The sequence below is a fragment of the Primorskyibacter flagellatus genome (genome assembly GCF_900176485.1).
GTDB lineage: Bacteria > Pseudomonadota > Alphaproteobacteria > Rhodobacterales > Rhodobacteraceae > Primorskyibacter > Primorskyibacter flagellatus.
This window is the reverse complement of record NZ_FWYD01000001.1, coordinates 269,393-284,766: the sequence shown is the minus strand read 5'-3', so window position 1 is coordinate 284,766 and position 15,374 is coordinate 269,393. Positions and strand designations below refer to the sequence as shown.

The window sequence follows — 15,374 nt, the reverse complement described above, 5'->3', positions numbered from 1 at the left end:
TGTCTAATGGAACCGCTGACCTCGGCAGAGATCATCCCGCGCATTCTTTGGCAATTCCTGCCGGTCTGGATTGCGCTTTTGGGGCTGTTCGCGCTGTCGATCACCTTCAAGAGGCGGTCGGGGCTTTACGGAAAATTGTTCGATTCAACCATCGGCATGATCGGTTTTGCTCTGGTGATGTTCTGGGTTTTCACCGGCATCTTCGGGGCGATGGACCTGATCGTGACGCATGACGCGCTGGCGCAAGCCTCTGGCATGAAGAACAAGGTTCCGGGCACGCCTCTGCGCGGTGCAGAGGCCGGTGATTATCCATATTACCTGCTGGGCGGTGACAATCTGGCCCGTGATGTGTTCAGCCGCACCATAAAGGGGGCGTGGATCGTTGTGCAGATTGCGCCGTTCGCGACACTGTTTGCCTTCATGGTGGGCATCACACTGGGTCTGCCTGCGGGATACTACGGCGGCAAGCTTGATACGCTGCTGACCTTCGTGGCCAACCTTGTGCTCGCCTTCCCGGTGATCCTGCTGTTTTACCTGCTGGTGACTCCAGAGATCGTGGCAACGGGCATTCCAAGCTACATGGCGGCGGTGCTGTTCGTGTTCCCGCTGATCTTTGCGGGCGTGCTGCTGAATTCAAGGTATCACACACGCCCCTCCGTGCGGACGCCCTTGCTGATCGGGGTGCTGGCGTTAATGGGCTGGCTTTACCTGTCGCTAGTGTCAGATGCGGGCACGCCGCTAAAGGTGCTGCCGGGCTGGCTGGACCTGTTCGATGTGCCCGGCGGGATCCTGGTGGTGTTTGTCGCGGTGGTTTTTGTGAACGCGCCCACCGTTTTCCGGATCGTGCGCGGGCTGACACTGGACATCAAGACCCGAGACTATGTCGCCGCCGCCCAGACGCGCGGCGAGGGCGGCTGGTATATCATGTTGTGGGAGATCCTGCCCAATGCGCGCGGGCCGCTGATCGTCGATTTTTGTCTGCGAATTGGCTATACGACGATCCTGCTGGGAACGCTGGGTTTTTTCGGACTGGGCATGCCGCCGGAAAGCCCCGACTGGGGATCGACGATCAACGAAGGGCGCAAGTTGCTGACGATCTACCTGCACCCTGCCCTGCCCCCGGCCCTTGCGCTTTTGTCGCTGGTTCTCGGGTTGAACCTGCTGGCGGACGGGTTGCGGGAGGAATCCTTGCGCGATTGATCTGGGCCAAGGCCGGGGGCCAGCCCCCGGACCCCCGGAGTATTTTCGCCAAGAAGAAGATGAAACTCAGGTTTCGGCGCCAAGTGAAGGAGTTGAGTGATGAAAGAGCCATATGACGGGCCCATCCTGGAAATTGACGATCTGTCGATTTCCTTCTTTACGCGGTTGCGCGAGATCCCGGCGGTGATGGACTTTTCGGTCAAGGTGCAGCCGGGAGAGGCCGTCGGGCTGGTTGGCGAGTCCGGTTGCGGAAAATCCACGGTGGCGCTGGGCGTGATGCGGGATCTGGGGCGCAATGGCAGGATTGTGGGGGGGGCTATCCGGTTCAAGGGCCGCGACATGGCGGACCTGAGCAACAGCGAGCTGCGGCAGATCCGCGGCAACGAGATCGCGATGATCTATCAGGAGCCGATGGCCAGCCTGAACCCGGCGATGAAAATCGGCCGGCAGTTGATGGAAGTGCCGATGCTGCATGAGGGCCTTTCAGAGGCGCAGGCACGAAGCCGTGCGCTGGAGGTTGTCGCGGATGTGAAGCTGCCGGATCCGGAGCGCATTCTGAAAGCCTACCCCCATCAGCTGTCAGGTGGGCAGCAGCAACGCATCGTGATTGCCATGGCGCTGATGTCAAAGCCTGCCTTGCTGATCCTCGACGAGCCGACAACCGCGCTGGACGTGACGGTTGAGGCTTCGATTGTCGAACTGGTCAAGAATCTGGGGCGCAAATACGGCACGTCCATGCTGTTCATCAGCCACAATCTGGGTCTGGTTCTGGAAACCTGCGACCGGATCTGCGTGATGTATTCCGGCGAGGCGGTCGAGCGCGGCTCTATCGAGGATGTGTTCGACGAGATGCAGCACCCTTATACGCAGGCGCTGTTCCGCTCGATCCCGCTGCCCGGCGCGGATAAGAATGCGCATCCTCTGGTGGCCATTCCGGGCAACTTTCCACTACCCCATGAGCGCCCCCTAGGCTGCAATTTCGGTCCGCGCTGCGACTACTTCGAGGCCGGGCGTTGTGACGCCGGGCATATTCCGATGTTCGACGTTCCTGATAGCGAGCGCCATGCCACGCGTTGCCTGAGGTTCCGCGAGATCGACTGGAACGCCCCGCCAATTGTCGGCGCGACTCATGACAAAGGCGAGACCGGCAAAGTCGTGCTGCGCATGGATGCGCTGAAGAAATATTACGAGGTCGCGGCAAATGCACTGTTTGGCGGTGAGAAAAAGGTGGTGAAGGCCAACGAGACGCTGAGCTTTGAGGCGCGCGAAAGCGAGACGCTGGCAATTGTTGGCGAAAGCGGTTGCGGGAAGTCTACCTTCGCCAAGGTGCTGATGGGATTGGAGACGGCGACCGAAGGGCAGATCTTGCTGGACGGAAAAAACATCGAAAAGATTCCGATCGAGAAGCGCGACACAAAGGCAATCGCCGACGTGCAGATGGTGTTTCAGAACCCGTTCGACACGCTCAACCCGTCGATGACCGTGGGCCGTCAGATCATCCGGGCGCTGGAAATTTTCGGCATCGGCAACTCTGAGGGCGAGCGGCGCAACCGGATGCTGGACCTGCTTGATCTGGTGAAATTGCCGCGAGAATTTGCCAACCGGATGCCGCGGCAATTGTCGGGCGGACAAAAGCAGCGCGTCGGAATTGCGCGCGCCTTTGCAGGCGATGCGCGGATCGTGGTCGCGGATGAGCCTGTCTCTGCCCTTGATGTCAGTGTGCAGGCCGCGGTTACCGATCTTCTGATGGAAATCCAGCGCGAGCATAAAACCACCCTGCTGTTCATCAGCCATGACCTGTCCATCGTGCGCTATCTTAGCGACCGCGTGATGGTCATGTATCTTGGCCATGTCGTCGAATTGGGCGACACTGCGCAGGTCTTCTCGCCGCCCTTTCATCCTTATACCGAGGCGCTGCTGTCCGCCGTGCCGATTGCCGATACGTCGGTGAAGAAGAAACATATCGTGCTTGAAGGCGACGTGCCCTCGGCGATGAACCCGCCGCCCGGCTGTCCGTTCCAGACCCGGTGCCGCTGGAAGGTGCGCGTACCCGGCGATCTGTGCGAGACCGAAGTGCCCCCGATGCGCCGCATGGCAGAGGGACATCAGGTCAAATGCCACCTTTCTGAAGCCGAGTTTGCGACGATGGAACCGGTGATCGAGGTCCGGACAGAGGATGTCTGAACGACCCCGCGCCGGTCCTTGAACCGGTGCCTCGCGGCAGATGGCCGAAACCGGACGGGTGTGCGCCCTTCCTGACAGTAGATGTCAGGAGGCCATGACATGACTGGACCGTCAAATAAAGGAGACTGACATGCTGACATTGTACCACGCGCCGAATTCCCGCTCGACGCGGATCGTCCAGTTGATCCACGAGATGGGCGTGTCCGATCAGGTGAGCATCCAGGAGGTGACGATCCCGCGACAGGATGGATCCGGCGCGGTGGATACCGCAAATCCACATCCCGAAGGCAAGGTACCATGCCTGGTGCATGACGGTGCGATGATCCGCGAAAGCGACGCGATCATGCTGTACCTGACGGATCATTTTGGCGACAACCCGTTGGGGCGAAGCATCGGCGCGCCGGGCCGAGGGGCTTATCTGTCGTGGCTGTCCTGGTATGGCAATGTACTTGAACCGCTGATCGTGATGCAGTTTTGCGAGTTGTCGCATCCGGGGTTGCAGGCGACCTATCGCGACCTTGCGACGGCGAACACCCGGCTGGAAGAGGCACTGACCACCCATGCCTACCTAGTGGACGATCAAATCAGCGCAGCCGACATATTGATCTCATCCACCTATGGCTGGGCACCGCAGCTAATGCCTGACATCCCGGCCATCCGTGACTGGGCGACACGCTGCCTTGACAGGCCGGCGACCAAAGCCATTGCCGAGCAGGAAAAATCCGTAGCCTAACCGCCCCAGATCACCTTCACGTAGTTGCGTGTCTCCTTGTAAGGAGGCACGCCGCCATATTTCTGCACCGCGCCCGGACCGGCATTATAGGCGGCAAGCGCCAGCCGCCACGATCCGAATGTGGCATATTGCTGTTTGAGATAGCGCGCACCGCCTTCGAGGTTTTGCGCCGGATCATGCGGATCAACGCGCAGTTTGCGCGCCGTGAACGGCATCAACTGCGCCAGACCGATCGCCCCTTTGTGTGACAAGGCTTTGGCATTCCAGCCGCTTTCCTGCTGAACCAGCCTCAGGAACAGATCTTCCGGCACGCCATGTCGGCGGGCCGCATCACGCGCCATGGTCGAATAGATGCCCTTGTATTTGCCTCTGTAGGATTTGACAGCGCCATCCGCCGTGCCCCATTTGGTCGGCGTTACCACACGCGCGGGCTGCAATCTGACGGAGTTCTTGTATTGCTGCGAGGCGCGCGTATCCAGAATGCGGGTCTGAGAACTGAACAGCTTCGCCCGGTTCTTCGTTGATAGCGTTTCCGCACTTACCGAAACCGCGCCGGTTCCCAGCGTCATCGCGCCAAGCGCTACCACACAAACAAGTTTGCGCATCGTCAAAACACCCTACTGTCCCTCATTTTGACCTGACTATAGCCGAATTTGAAAAATACGCCACCCCGTTGACCTTCCCCCTCGCGGCCTGTCGTGTAATGTCGGCAACAATCCGACGGGCAGATTCGGGTCCGAAAAAACAGTTCGAACATACAGAGACAAGCGGGAGCGCAAATGGCGGGATCAGTCAACAAGGTCATTCTGATAGGCAATCTGGGACGCGACCCCGAGGTGCGCACCTTCCAGAATGGCGGCAAAGTGTGCAACCTGCGCATCGCCACGTCCGAAACCTGGAAGGACCGCAATACCGGCGAGCGCAAAGAGCGCACGGAATGGCATTCCGTGGCGATCTTCTCCGAGCCGTTGGCCCGCATAGCAGAACAGTATCTGCGCAAGGGGTCAAAGGTCTATCTTGAAGGGCAATTGGAGACGCGCAAATGGCAGGATCAATCCGGTCAGGATCGCTACTCCACCGAAGTCGTGCTGCGTCCCTATACATCGACACTGACAATGCTCGACGGCCGGAACGACGGCAGTGGCGGTGGCCAGAGCGGCGGCGGATATGGTGGCGGCGGCTATGACAGCGGCCCGCAGGATGACCGAGGATATGGCGGCGACAGTGGCGGCAGTTCCGGAGGCGGGCGCGGCGGACAACCCAGCCCCTCTCGTGATCTGGACGACGAAATCCCGTTCTGAAGCCAATTTGGCGTCGTCGGCTTCTGCCGACCGCGCCATTGCTACCATAAAATCCGCAAGTTCCGAGATGCCCGCTTTTGTTTAACCACGGCGGGCTTCTCTTTGTTTTTAAACGTATTTCTGATTATATCACGATGTTTATCTCATCTGCTTATGCCGGTCCGCCTTCAAGGCGTCGCCGGTCATTAAGTATGGAATTACTCATATATTTTCAAACGCTTACGCAACGTTGTTGCGCGCAAGAGTGCCAAGGTCGGTGATCAAAGCATGGGCCTTCCCCACATTTGCGCCGCTTTAATTTTATTTTTGTTGCAAACTCCAATCACGAATGATCCTCTCGATGTGAACTTACAAAAATTCAGGACGGGTTCCCGAGTGGTTATGCGATCCTGAACCCCTGAAAATACGAAGCCGGGTCAACCGGTGCCTGACAATCACTTGGGAGGAAAAACATGAAAAAGCTCACGGCCACATTTGCGGGGTCACTGATCGCGCTCAGCGCCTCTGTCTCGGCGTCCTATGCGGACAAGCTGACATTCTATTGCTCTGCGCAGGAAGAATGGTGCCAGTTGATGGCCCGCAGTTTCGAGGAAGCAACCGGCATCGACGTCAACATGACGCGCAAATCCTCGGGCGAGACTTTTGCACAACTTCGCGCCGAAGAAGCAAACCCCAAGGGCGATGTCTGGTGGGGCGGCACGGGTGATCCGCATCTTCAGGCTGCCGAGGAAGGCCTGACAGAGGAATATCTGTCACCAATGCGCGAGCAACTTCACGATTGGGCCATTTCGCAGGCCGAAAGTGCCGGGAACCGCACCATCGGCATCTATTCGGGCGCTTTGGGCTACGGTTACAACACCGATTTGCTGGCGGCAAACGATCTGCCGGAACCGGCTTGCTGGAAGGATCTGCTGAAGCCGGAATACAAGGGCCATGTCCAGATGGCGAACCCCAACTCCTCTGGCACGGCCTACACAACGCTTGCGTCCATGGTGCAGATCTTCGGCGAGGATGAAGGCTTTGAGTACATGAAGGGCCTGCACAAGAATATCAACCAGTACACCAAATCCGGCTCAGCCCCGATCAAGGCGGCGGGCCGAGGCGAGACCACCATCGGCATCGTCTTCATGCATGACGCGGTGGCACAGGCGGTCGCGGGCTTCCCGGTCAAGGTCGTGGCACCTTGCGAGGGCACCGGTTATGAGATCGGCTCGATGTCGATCGTCAAAGGCGCGCGCAACATGGAAGAGGCCAAGAAATTCTACGACTGGGCGTTGAGCGCCGAGGCGCAGAACCTCGCACTTGAGGTCAACGCCTTTCAGGTTCCCTCCAACACGGGTGCCAAAACGTCGGACAAGGCACCAGACATGTCCACGATCAAGCTGATCGACTATGATTTCAAGACATACGGATCGTCAGACGAGCGGAAACGGCTGTTGCAGAAGTGGGACGAAGAAGTATCGACCCTGCCCCAGTAAGTGCGTACCGACGCTGCTAAAAAGACCACTCACCCGGTTCTGATCTTCTGGATCATTGCCGGGTGGGTAGGGTTCTGCCTGCTGCCATGGTATATGGTCGAGGATGGGCTATGGTCGTTTGAATGGCTGCTGGACGGCTATCCGTTCGACACGGATTACGCGCCGGCCGCGTTCCTGATCGCGCAGGGCGAAAAGCTGTGGCTTGCTCCTCTGGTCATTGCCCTTGCGCTGCCCTTTCTGGCCTTGGGACGCAGGAAATCCGATCCGGTCTATGCCCACGTGCTTATCCTTGCCGGCGCGCTTGGGTTCGGCTGGCTGATCGCGCAGGGCTTTGGCATCGGGTTGCGCGGTTTCGCCTATGACTGGCTGACTGCGCTGTTCGGAGAGTTGGGGGATCGCCAGTTCGGCATGGGTTACGGTGCCATGATCTGCGCCTCGGCCTTTCTGTTTCTTCTGACGCAAGGCATTGCCGCGCGTGGCGCGATCAACGGCGATGTTTTCGTCGTCGGCGCTATCGGCGGCATCATCGCCATTGTCACCGCCTTTGTCTTCTTCCCGATTGCCAAGATGCTGTTTGCTGCCTTCGTGACCGAAGACGGTGCCTATTCCATTGCAGTCTTCTTCGCGAAATTCTTCGACAATCGGCTTTGGGGCCTTGGGTGCCTGTGGGGTGCGCGCTGTGGTGCGGCGTGGAATTCGCTGTTCCTCGCCATCGCCGTGGCGTTCCTGACCACCGTTCTCGGACTTGCCTTCGCGCTGGTCGTGACCCGCTCGGGGTTTCGCTACAAGCGCGTGTTGCGGGCGCTGACGGTTCTGCCGATCATCACGCCGCCATTCGTGATTGGTCTTGCCCTGATCCTGCTGTTCGGTCTGTCCGGATCGGTCACGCAATTCGTCTCCGAACTGTTCGGCATTCAGCCGACGCGCTGGCTGTATGGGATGCCCGGCGTGCTGATCGCGCAGACGCTTGCCTTCACCCCCATCGCTTTTCTCGTCTTGATCGGTGTGGTCGAAGGCGTCTCACCCTCGATGGAGGAAGCCGCGCAGACGCTGCGCGCCAACAAGTGGCAGGTGTTTCGCACAGTCTCGCTTCCCTTGATGCGGCCCGGTCTGGCCAATGCGTTCCTGCTGGGGTTCATCGAATCCATGGCCGATTTCGGCAATCCGCTGGTTCTGGGCGGCAATTTCGACGTGCTGTCGACCGAGATTTTCTTTGCCATCGTCGGCGCGCAATACGATCAGGGCCGCGCCGCCGTGCTGGCCATGGTGCTGCTGTTCTTCACGCTGTCGGCGTTTTATGCGCAGCGCGCCTGGCTGGGCAAGAAAAGCTACACCACCGTCACCGGCAAGGGCGATGCGGGTGTCCACCCGTTGATGCCGAACGGCCTTGCGTTCCCGGTGATGGGCGTCGCGTTCGGCTGGGCGCTGTTCACGATCATCGTCTACGCCATGATCCTGTATGGCAGCGTGGTAGAGCTTTGGGGCGTCGACAATTCGCTGACGCTGAAACACTACGTCACCGCCTTCGCAATCGGCATGAACGAGCACGGGATACACTGGGCCGGATCGGCATGGGACAGTTTCTGGACAACGATCATGATCGCGGCGATTGCGGCACCGCTGACGGCGGCGGTCGGCCTGATTGCCGCCTATCTGCTGACCCGACAAAACTTCGCTGGAAAGGACGCCTTCGAGTTCGGCACCATGCTCAGCTTCGCCATCCCCGGCACCGTGATCGGCGTCAGCTATATCCTGGCCTTCAACGTGCCCCCGATAGAGATCACCGGCACCGGCGTCATTCTTGTCATCAGCTTTGTCTTTCGCAACATGCCCGTCGGTGTCCGCGCGGGCATCGCCAGCATGTCGCAACTTGACCGGAGCCTTGACGAATCCTCGCTCACCCTTGGGGCCAACAGTTGGCAGACCTTCCGCCGCGTGATCCTGCCGCTATTGCGCCCGGCCATTCTGGCCGCGCTGGTCTACAGTTTCGTGCGCGCGATGACGGCGATTTCGGCGGTGATCTTCCTTGTATCCGCCGAATATGACATGGCCACCAGCTACATCATCGGCCGGGTGGAGAACAACGACTACGGCCTTGCGATCGCCTATTCCACGACACTGATCTTCGTGATGCTGGCAGCGGTGGGGCTGCTGCAACTTCTTGTGGGCCGGGTGAAAATCGGCCGACGCACGCAGCATGGAACGGAGAAAGCCCTATGACGAACGAGATCCTCAGCTCCAAGGCCGCGCCGGTGCAATTCCACGGCGTGTCCAAATTGTTCGGCAAGGATGTGGTGGCCGTCGACAATATCGACCTGCATGTGGAGGCGGGCAAACTCGTCACGCTGCTTGGCCCCTCGGGCTGCGGCAAGACCACCACGCTGCGGATGATCGCGGGACTGGAAATGGCCAGTTCGGGCAGGATCACCATCGGCGATCAGGACGTGACCAAACTGCCCGCCACCGACCGCGATGTGTCGATGGTGTTTCAATCCTACGCCCTTTTTCCGCATATGACTGTGCTGGAGAACGTGATGTACGGGCTGACCTTTTCGGGCTTCGGCAAAGAGGAATCCCGCAGCCGCGCGTTGCACGGCCTCGATCTTGTCGGGCTCAAGGGTTTTGACGGTCGCCTTCCGTCAGAGCTTTCGGGCGGTCAGCAGCAACGCGTGGCCGTCGCACGCGCGCTTGTGCTAGAACCGCAGGTTCTGCTGTTCGACGAACCGCTGTCCAACCTGGATGCAAAGCTACGCCGACAGGTCCGCGAGGACATCCGTGCGATCCAGAAGGATCTCGGTCTCACCGTTGTCTATGTCACCCACGATCAGGAAGAGGCGCTGGCCGTCTCGGACGAGATCGTGGTGATGCGCAACGCCGCCATCGCGCAGATCGGCACGCCGCGGCAGCTTTACGATGCGCCCAATGACCGCTTCGTTGCGGATTTCATTGGCGAGGCGAACCTGCTGCCCTGCCAAATCATCTCTGTGACAGGCGACATGGCCACCATCGACATTGAAGGCTACCGGCACACGCTCGCGGCGCGCGGGTTGCCGCCCGGTCCTGCCACCCTCGCCGTGCGGCCTTCCCGGCTTGTGATCGGCGCGCCGGACGGGATACCAGCCACTGTGGCAAAGGCGACCTATGTTGGCGTGCGCATGGAATACACGCTGACCGGCGCTTTCGGCCAGGTCTTCGCCGTGCAAGACGACGTCGACGCCCCACTTGAGATTGGCACCCAAACCACGATGGCCTGCGCCGACAAGGGCCCGGTACTTCTCGCTCAATAAACCCAAAGCGCCGATCCGCCTTATCGCAAACAACGGGTGCAAGATGCTCAACCCACCCCGGGCGCTCTTGCGACCCGGGGTCTTGCATCTCGCGCTGGCCTCGCCGAGGCTGTGCGCATGTCGCAAATCCTATGCCGCCGCTGTGCATAATCGCAGAGGCGTTGCGCGGGTATATGCGTATCCAAACTGATGGTGTCGGACTAGGTCACGCTCAGACAAACACATCGACATTTACGGAGACCCAGATGATCCAGACCTTGTCCAACCACGCACCCAAGATGTTTGCGATCCTGCGCATCATGACCGCCCTGCTGTTCATCCAGCACGGCACCCAGAAACTCTTTGGCATCCCGGCAGCAGAGTTTTCGCCCGAATTGTTCACATTGATGTGGTGGGCGGGTGCGATTGAACTGGTGGGCGGCGCGCTGATCCTTGTGGGGCTGTTCACCCGCGCGGCCGCCTTCGTGACGTCAGGCATGATGGCGGTGGCCTACTTCATGGTCCATGCCGGCAACAGCTTTTTTCCCGCCAACAATAGTGGCGATGCGGCCGTCCTGTTCTGCTTCGTGTTCCTGCTTTTCGTCTTTACCGGCCCCGGCGCATGGAGCCTCGACCGCGCCCAATCCCGCGAGACCGGGATGGTCAGCGTCTGACTTTTCAGAAATTCATGAAAACCAAAGGCGTCGGGTTCCTGCCCGGTGCCTTTTGCATGGATCAGCCCGCGCTGTCGCGCAGGACGGATAAAACGGCATCCGGCGGCACATCCGACGTCACGAAAGACTGCCCGATTCCGCGCGCCAGAACGAAGCGCAGTTTCCCGTCCAGCACTTTCTTGTCCTGCCCCATCAGCTCCAACAAAACCTCCGGCCCAGGCAACTCGCCGGGAATGTCGGTCAGGTCGACCTTCATGCCCATCTCCTTGAGATGCGCCCGCACCCGGCTGGGAACTTCCTGCGCACACAGTCCCAGACGCGCCGAAAGCTCGAATGCCAGCGCACAACCGATCGCCACACCCTCGCCGTGCAGCAATCGGTCGGAATAGCCAGTCGTGGCCTCCAGCGCATGACAGAACGTGTGGCCAAGGTTCAACAATGCGCGGTCGCCCTGCTCTGTCTCGTCGCGCACGACAATCTCGGCCTTCATTTCGCAAGACCGCCGAACAGCATTGGCGCGGGCCTCCATGTCGCCGGTCGATAGAAGCGGACCGTTCACTTCAAGCCAGGCAAAGAAATTCGCGTCCCCAAGAAGTCCGTATTTGACCACCTCGCCGTAACCCGCCAGCAGGTCGCGGCGTGGCAGCGTGGCCAGCACGCCGATATCCGCCAGAACCAGCGCCGGCTGATGGAACGCGCCCACCAGATTCTTGCCCGCGACCGAGTTGATCCCGGTCTTGCCACCCACGGAACTATCGACCTGCGCCAGAAGCGAGGTCGGGATTTGCACGAAACGCACACCGCGCCGCAGAATGGCTGCGGCAAAGCCCGCAAGATCGCCGATCACGCCACCGCCCAGGGCAATCACCACATCACGCCGCTCGATCTTCTGGGCCAGCAGCCATTCGACCACATTCTGCAATTCGGTCCAGCATTTCGTCGCCTCGCCGGGCGGCAGTTCCAGCGCAACGCTTTCGATTCCTTCCGCCGTCAGCGCATCGCGCAGCGTGCTCAAATGCAGGGCGGCGACATTGCGGTCTGTGACAATCGCCACACGCGGGCGGTGCAGGAATGGCGCAATCTCAACGCCGGCACGGGCAAGCAGCCCGTCACCGATGCGGATGTCATAGGCCCGTTCCCCCAGATCGACATGCACAGTCTCGCTCATTGCTCATCCTCCAGGACATCGGGACGCGCGCGCAGCGCGCACCGGACCTTCGCGGCCATGGTTTCAATCGAATAGGCAGGGTCCGCCTTCACGGAAAGGTCGGCCTGTGCATAGATCGGCACACGCGCCTCGTAAATCGCGGCCAGAGTGCCGCGCGGATCGGGGGATCGCAGCAACGGACGACTGTCCTTGTGCCGCACGCGCTGCCACAGCAGCGAAAGCTCGGCATCCAGCCAGACCGACACACCCCGGTCAGAGATCATCTTGCGATTGGCCTGGTCCAGAAAAGCCCCGCCCCCCGTTGACAGAATGCCGGTCTGGTTTCCCAGAAGACGTTCGATAACCTGGCTTTCCTTGCGCCTGAAAAAAGGCTCGCCGTCACGCGCGAAAATCTCGGCAATAGTCATATTGGCCGCTTTTTCGATTTCCTCGTCCGAATCGATGAACGGCACACCCAACGATGCGGCAAGCGCCTTGCCCACCGCGGATTTGCCCGCGCCCATCATGCCCACCAGGACAACTGTTTTCTTCAACTTGGCTGTCATTCGTTGCCGTTTTCGGCCATCCGCCGCCATTTTTCAATTTGCAGGTCTGAATGACGTGATCTTGGGCAAAAGGCCAGTTATAAGTTCCGCAAAACAAGCAGGCAGGCAGGCTAAAGGGATATTTCATGGGGCGCATTCTGAAATGGGTATTTTATTTATTGGTTCTGGGTGCCATCGCATTGGTGGCATACGCCTATGTCGGGCCGTTTTTCGGCGCTGATTTCTCAGCTCCGGCAAGCGAGATCAGGGAACCGGTGACGTTGAATGCGAAATAGCACGGCGGCGGCCATCCTTTCGGCGCTAACCGCCACCACGGCCACGGCACAAGAACCCTTGTCGGCGATCGACTGGCTGGAACTGAACGTGCCGTCACCGGTGGCGCAGCAGGCACCGCGTGCGCAACGGCGACCGCAACCGCAGATCGAGCCCCCAACCAGCCAGTCTGCCCGGTCGCCCGAAGTGTCGGTGATGCCCTTGGACCAGACCAGCCTCGCCGCGGTCGGCCTGTTGCCGCCCAGCGTGACAGGACTTCCGGCCGATATGTGGGTCGCGTCAAGCAGCGACACGCTGGAGCAGTTGATTGCAGCGCAGCCGGAAGATGGGTTGCCGGCGATAAACGCGCTGCTGTTCACGCTTTTGCTGGCCGAGGCCGATCCACCAGCCGATGCCGGAAGCGGGGAGCAGCTTTTGGCGGCGCGTACAGCGAAGTTGATGGATATGGGGGCGGTGGAACCTGCAATGTCGCTGATCGAGCGGGCGGGAAGCGATACGCCGGTGTTGTTCAGACTGTGGTTTGATCTGTCATTGCTGACCGGCCAAACCGGCCCGGCCTGTGCCCAACTGGCAGCAAAGCCGCATCTGGCACCCGGCTACGGCGCACGCATCTTTTGTTCGGCGCGTGACAGCGACTGGAGCACGGCGATGACGACGCTGGGCACCGCCCGCGCGATTGACGCCCTGACACAGCGCGAGGCGTCGCTGCTTGAACGGTTCCTTGATCCCGAACTGGCCGAGGAACTGGCCCCCCTGACCCCACCAGTACGCCCGACGCCGTTGGAGTTTCGTCTGTTCGAGGCCTTGGGCGAACCTCTGCCCACGGCCACGCTGCCCCGGCCATTCGCGACGGTGAACCTGAATGGCGATGCGGGCTGGAAGGCCCAGCTTGCTGCCGCCGAGAGATTGGCGCGCGTCGGCGCAATTTCGGAAAACCGGATGCTGGGCATCTATACTGACCGGCTTCGCGCCGCGTCGGGTGGCATCTGGGACCGCGTCGAAGGCTTGCAACGCTTTGACACGGCGCTGGCGTCACGCGATCCGCAAGCCATTTCCGCCGCGCTGGAACGGGTCTGGCCGCTGATGCTCGCCGCTGATCTGGTTGTGCCCTTTTCCCGGCTCTATGGTGCATCCCTGATGAAATATCCGCTCAGTGGCCGTGCCGCGGATCTTGCGACGCAAGCCGCATTGCTTTCGCCCGACTACGAAATGATGGCGGCGAAGCTGACCGCGGACAGCCCCTTTGCCTTTGCTGCCGCGATTGCGCGCGGCGACTCCGCAGAGCCACCCGAGCAGGACGCCACGGCCCATGCCATTGCAGCGGCGTTCGCGCCGGACGCCGCATTGCCCGATGCACTGGCAGAGCAGCTTGCCGATGACCGTCTGGGCGAAGTCCTGCTGCGCACCACCGCGTTGATGCGTCAGGGAATGCGCGGCGACCCCGGAGATTTGACGGATGCGCTGATCGTGCTGCGCAGCGTCGGGTTGGAAGACGCCGCCCGACGCGCCGCGTTGCAACTTTTGCTCGCGGGACCGGGCCAGTTATGAACGATCGCAACTGGATATCCGCTTTTCTTGAGGCACAGGCCGCCGAACGCGGGGCCGCGCATAACACCCTTCTGGCCTACGCGCGCGATCTAGGCGATTTTCACGATTGGCTGACCGATGCGGGCGGCTCACTTGCCACGGCCATGCGCGCAGAAGTCGAGGCCTACCTGACCCATTGCGACGCGCAGGGATTGGCGAAATCCACCCGTGCCCGGCGGCTTTCAGCGATCAAGCAGCTTTACCGGTTCACCTACGAGGAAAGCTGGCGAACGGACAATCCAACGCTTCAGATCACCGGACCGGGACGCGATGCGCGCTTGCCCAAAACGCTCAGCCATGAAGAGGTCGACCGCCTGCTGGAGGCCGCACAAACGCATGGCCGCACCCCCGGTGATCAGTTGCGGAATACATGTCTGATGCAGTTGCTCTATGCGACCGGAATGCGTGTGACAGAACTGGTATCGCTGCCGGTTGCCGCCGCGCGCGGACGCCCGCAGATGTTGTTGATTCGTGGCAAGGGCGGCAAGGAACGCATGGTGCCCCTGTCACCCCCTGCCCGCGTGGCGCTGACCGACTGGCTGAACGCGCTTGATGTGCTGCAAGACGCCGCCAGAGCCGAGCGCAAACCGGTATCGCCCTTTCTTTTCCCGTCGCATAGCAAGGCGGGCCACCTGACCCGCCATGCGTTTTACGTCATGCTCAAGGAAATTGCGGTTGCGGGCGGCGTTTCCCCCGCGAAAGTCACGCCGCACACGCTGCGCCACGCCTTTGCCACGCATCTGCTCGCCGGAGGTGCCGATCTGCGTGTGATCCAGACCTTGTTGGGTCATGCCGATGTCTCCACCACCGAGATCTACACACATGTGCTGGAAGACCGGCTGCGCGAACTGGTTCTTGAGCACCATCCGCTGACGCAGTCAGCCGGGCCGCACGCCGACGCCGATGATACCGTCACCGAGGATCCGTAGCTGACCATGACCACCGCACTGACTGCTCTGCGACCG

The 15,374-nt window shown here is 60.6% G+C and carries 14 protein-coding genes; 11 read left to right on the top strand and 3 right to left on the bottom strand.

Translation table 11 applies throughout. From position 1 onward, the window contains the following. The first annotated feature begins 6 nt into the window (after positions 1-6). The 3 genes from B8991_RS01315 (at position 7) to B8991_RS01305 (ending at position 4,117) form a co-directional block, all read left to right on the top strand. Complete coding sequence (locus B8991_RS01315) at positions 7-1,200, top strand: ABC transporter permease (RefSeq protein WP_084349997.1); 1,194 nt, start codon at positions 7-9, stop codon at positions 1,198-1,200. Between the two features lie 99 nt (positions 1,201-1,299). Next, the gene (locus tag B8991_RS01310) at positions 1,300-3,384 is read left to right on the top strand and encodes a dipeptide ABC transporter ATP-binding protein (RefSeq protein ID WP_084349996.1); all 2,085 of its coding nucleotides are present in this window, start codon (positions 1,300-1,302) and stop codon (positions 3,382-3,384) included. Positions 3,385-3,514: 130 nt separating this feature from the next. Next, positions 3,515-4,117: a glutathione S-transferase family protein gene (locus B8991_RS01305; RefSeq protein WP_084349995.1), complete on the top strand. Its 603-nt coding sequence runs from the start codon at positions 3,515-3,517 to the stop codon at positions 4,115-4,117. Here the strand turns inward: B8991_RS01305 and B8991_RS01300 are convergent. After that, positions 4,114-4,686, bottom strand: coding sequence for a lytic transglycosylase domain-containing protein (locus B8991_RS01300; RefSeq protein ID WP_235866524.1), 573 nt, complete (start codon positions 4,684-4,686; stop codon positions 4,114-4,116). The genes B8991_RS01305 and B8991_RS01300 overlap by 4 nt on opposite strands. Positions 4,687-4,896: 210 nt before the next feature. Here B8991_RS01300 and ssb point away from each other — a divergent pair, with 210 nt between their 5' ends. The 5 genes from ssb to B8991_RS01275 all read left to right on the top strand — a co-directional run bounded on the left by ssb (position 4,897) and on the right by B8991_RS01275 (position 10,836). Next, positions 4,897-5,418, top strand: a complete 522-nt coding sequence (gene ssb, locus B8991_RS01295) for a single-stranded DNA-binding protein (RefSeq protein ID WP_084349993.1) — start codon at positions 4,897-4,899, stop codon at positions 5,416-5,418. 452 nt (positions 5,419-5,870) lie between these two features. Beyond that, positions 5,871-6,896, top strand: a complete 1,026-nt coding sequence (locus tag B8991_RS01290; protein WP_084349992.1) for an ABC transporter substrate-binding protein — start codon at positions 5,871-5,873, stop codon at positions 6,894-6,896. Next, entirely contained in the window at positions 6,897-9,116 is a 2,220-nt protein-coding gene (locus B8991_RS01285; RefSeq protein WP_084349991.1) for an ABC transporter permease, read from the top strand. After that, positions 9,113-10,183 carry an ABC transporter ATP-binding protein gene (locus B8991_RS01280; RefSeq protein WP_084349990.1) on the top strand — a complete coding sequence of 357 codons (1,071 nt, stop codon included), beginning with the start codon at positions 9,113-9,115 and terminating at the stop codon, positions 10,181-10,183. Before B8991_RS01285 ends, B8991_RS01280 begins: the two co-directional genes overlap by 4 nt. Positions 10,184-10,428: 245 nt before the next feature. Beyond that, positions 10,429-10,836 carry a DoxX family protein gene (locus tag B8991_RS01275; RefSeq protein WP_084349989.1) on the top strand — a complete coding sequence of 136 codons (408 nt, stop codon included), beginning with the start codon at positions 10,429-10,431 and terminating at the stop codon, positions 10,834-10,836. 61 nt (positions 10,837-10,897) lie between these two features. Here B8991_RS01275 and aroB read toward each other — a convergent pair whose 3' ends face one another. Next, positions 10,898-12,004 carry a 3-dehydroquinate synthase gene (aroB, locus tag B8991_RS01270; RefSeq protein WP_084349988.1) on the bottom strand — a complete coding sequence of 369 codons (1,107 nt, stop codon included), beginning with the start codon at positions 12,002-12,004 and terminating at the stop codon, positions 10,898-10,900. Further along, positions 12,001-12,579, bottom strand: coding sequence for a shikimate kinase (locus B8991_RS01265; RefSeq protein WP_084349987.1), 579 nt, complete (start codon positions 12,577-12,579; stop codon positions 12,001-12,003). The genes aroB and B8991_RS01265 overlap by 4 nt, the downstream gene beginning before the upstream one ends. 95 nt (positions 12,580-12,674) lie before the next feature. Between B8991_RS01265 and B8991_RS21370 the strand changes: the two genes are divergently transcribed. The 3 genes from B8991_RS21370 to B8991_RS01255 are packed head-to-tail and all read left to right on the top strand — an operon-like array spanning position 12,675 to position 15,338. Next, positions 12,675-12,824, top strand: a complete 150-nt coding sequence (locus B8991_RS21370; protein WP_179141402.1) for a hypothetical protein — start codon at positions 12,675-12,677, stop codon at positions 12,822-12,824. Next, on the top strand, positions 12,814-14,370 hold the full coding sequence (locus tag B8991_RS21365) for a hypothetical protein (protein WP_084349986.1): 1,557 nt from the start codon (positions 12,814-12,816) through the stop codon (positions 14,368-14,370). Before B8991_RS21370 ends, B8991_RS21365 begins: the two co-directional genes overlap by 11 nt. Then, complete coding sequence (locus tag B8991_RS01255; RefSeq protein WP_084349985.1) at positions 14,367-15,338, top strand: site-specific tyrosine recombinase XerD; 972 nt, start codon at positions 14,367-14,369, stop codon at positions 15,336-15,338. Before B8991_RS21365 ends, B8991_RS01255 begins: the two co-directional genes overlap by 4 nt. The last annotated feature ends 36 nt before the right edge of the window (positions 15,339-15,374 follow it).

What these genes read in the sequence shown, in the direction of transcription:
- B8991_RS01315 (WP_084349997.1), top strand. Translation starts at nt 7, where the DNA reads ATGGAACCGCTGACCTCGGCAGAGATCATCCCGCGCATTCTTTGGCAA.
- B8991_RS01310 (WP_084349996.1), top strand. Translation starts at nt 1,300, where the DNA reads ATGAAAGAGCCATATGACGGGCCCATCCTGGAAATTGACGATCTGTCG.
- B8991_RS01305 (WP_084349995.1), top strand. Translation starts at nt 3,515, where the DNA reads ATGCTGACATTGTACCACGCGCCGAATTCCCGCTCGACGCGGATCGTC.
- B8991_RS01300 (WP_235866524.1), bottom strand. Translation starts at nt 4,686, where the DNA reads ATGACGCTGGGAACCGGCGCGGTTTCGGTAAGTGCGGAAACGCTATCA.
- ssb (WP_084349993.1), top strand. Translation starts at nt 4,897, where the DNA reads ATGGCGGGATCAGTCAACAAGGTCATTCTGATAGGCAATCTGGGACGC.
- B8991_RS01290 (WP_084349992.1), top strand. Translation starts at nt 5,871, where the DNA reads ATGAAAAAGCTCACGGCCACATTTGCGGGGTCACTGATCGCGCTCAGC.
- B8991_RS01280 (WP_084349990.1), top strand. Translation starts at nt 9,113, where the DNA reads ATGACGAACGAGATCCTCAGCTCCAAGGCCGCGCCGGTGCAATTCCAC.
- B8991_RS01275 (WP_084349989.1), top strand. Translation starts at nt 10,429, where the DNA reads ATGATCCAGACCTTGTCCAACCACGCACCCAAGATGTTTGCGATCCTG.
- aroB (WP_084349988.1), bottom strand. Translation starts at nt 12,004, where the DNA reads ATGAGCGAGACTGTGCATGTCGATCTGGGGGAACGGGCCTATGACATC.
- B8991_RS01265 (WP_084349987.1), bottom strand. Translation starts at nt 12,579, where the DNA reads ATGGCGGCGGATGGCCGAAAACGGCAACGAATGACAGCCAAGTTGAAG.
- B8991_RS21370 (WP_179141402.1), top strand. Translation starts at nt 12,675, where the DNA reads ATGGGGCGCATTCTGAAATGGGTATTTTATTTATTGGTTCTGGGTGCC.
- B8991_RS21365 (WP_084349986.1), top strand. Translation starts at nt 12,814, where the DNA reads ATGCGAAATAGCACGGCGGCGGCCATCCTTTCGGCGCTAACCGCCACC.
- B8991_RS01255 (WP_084349985.1), top strand. Translation starts at nt 14,367, where the DNA reads ATGAACGATCGCAACTGGATATCCGCTTTTCTTGAGGCACAGGCCGCC.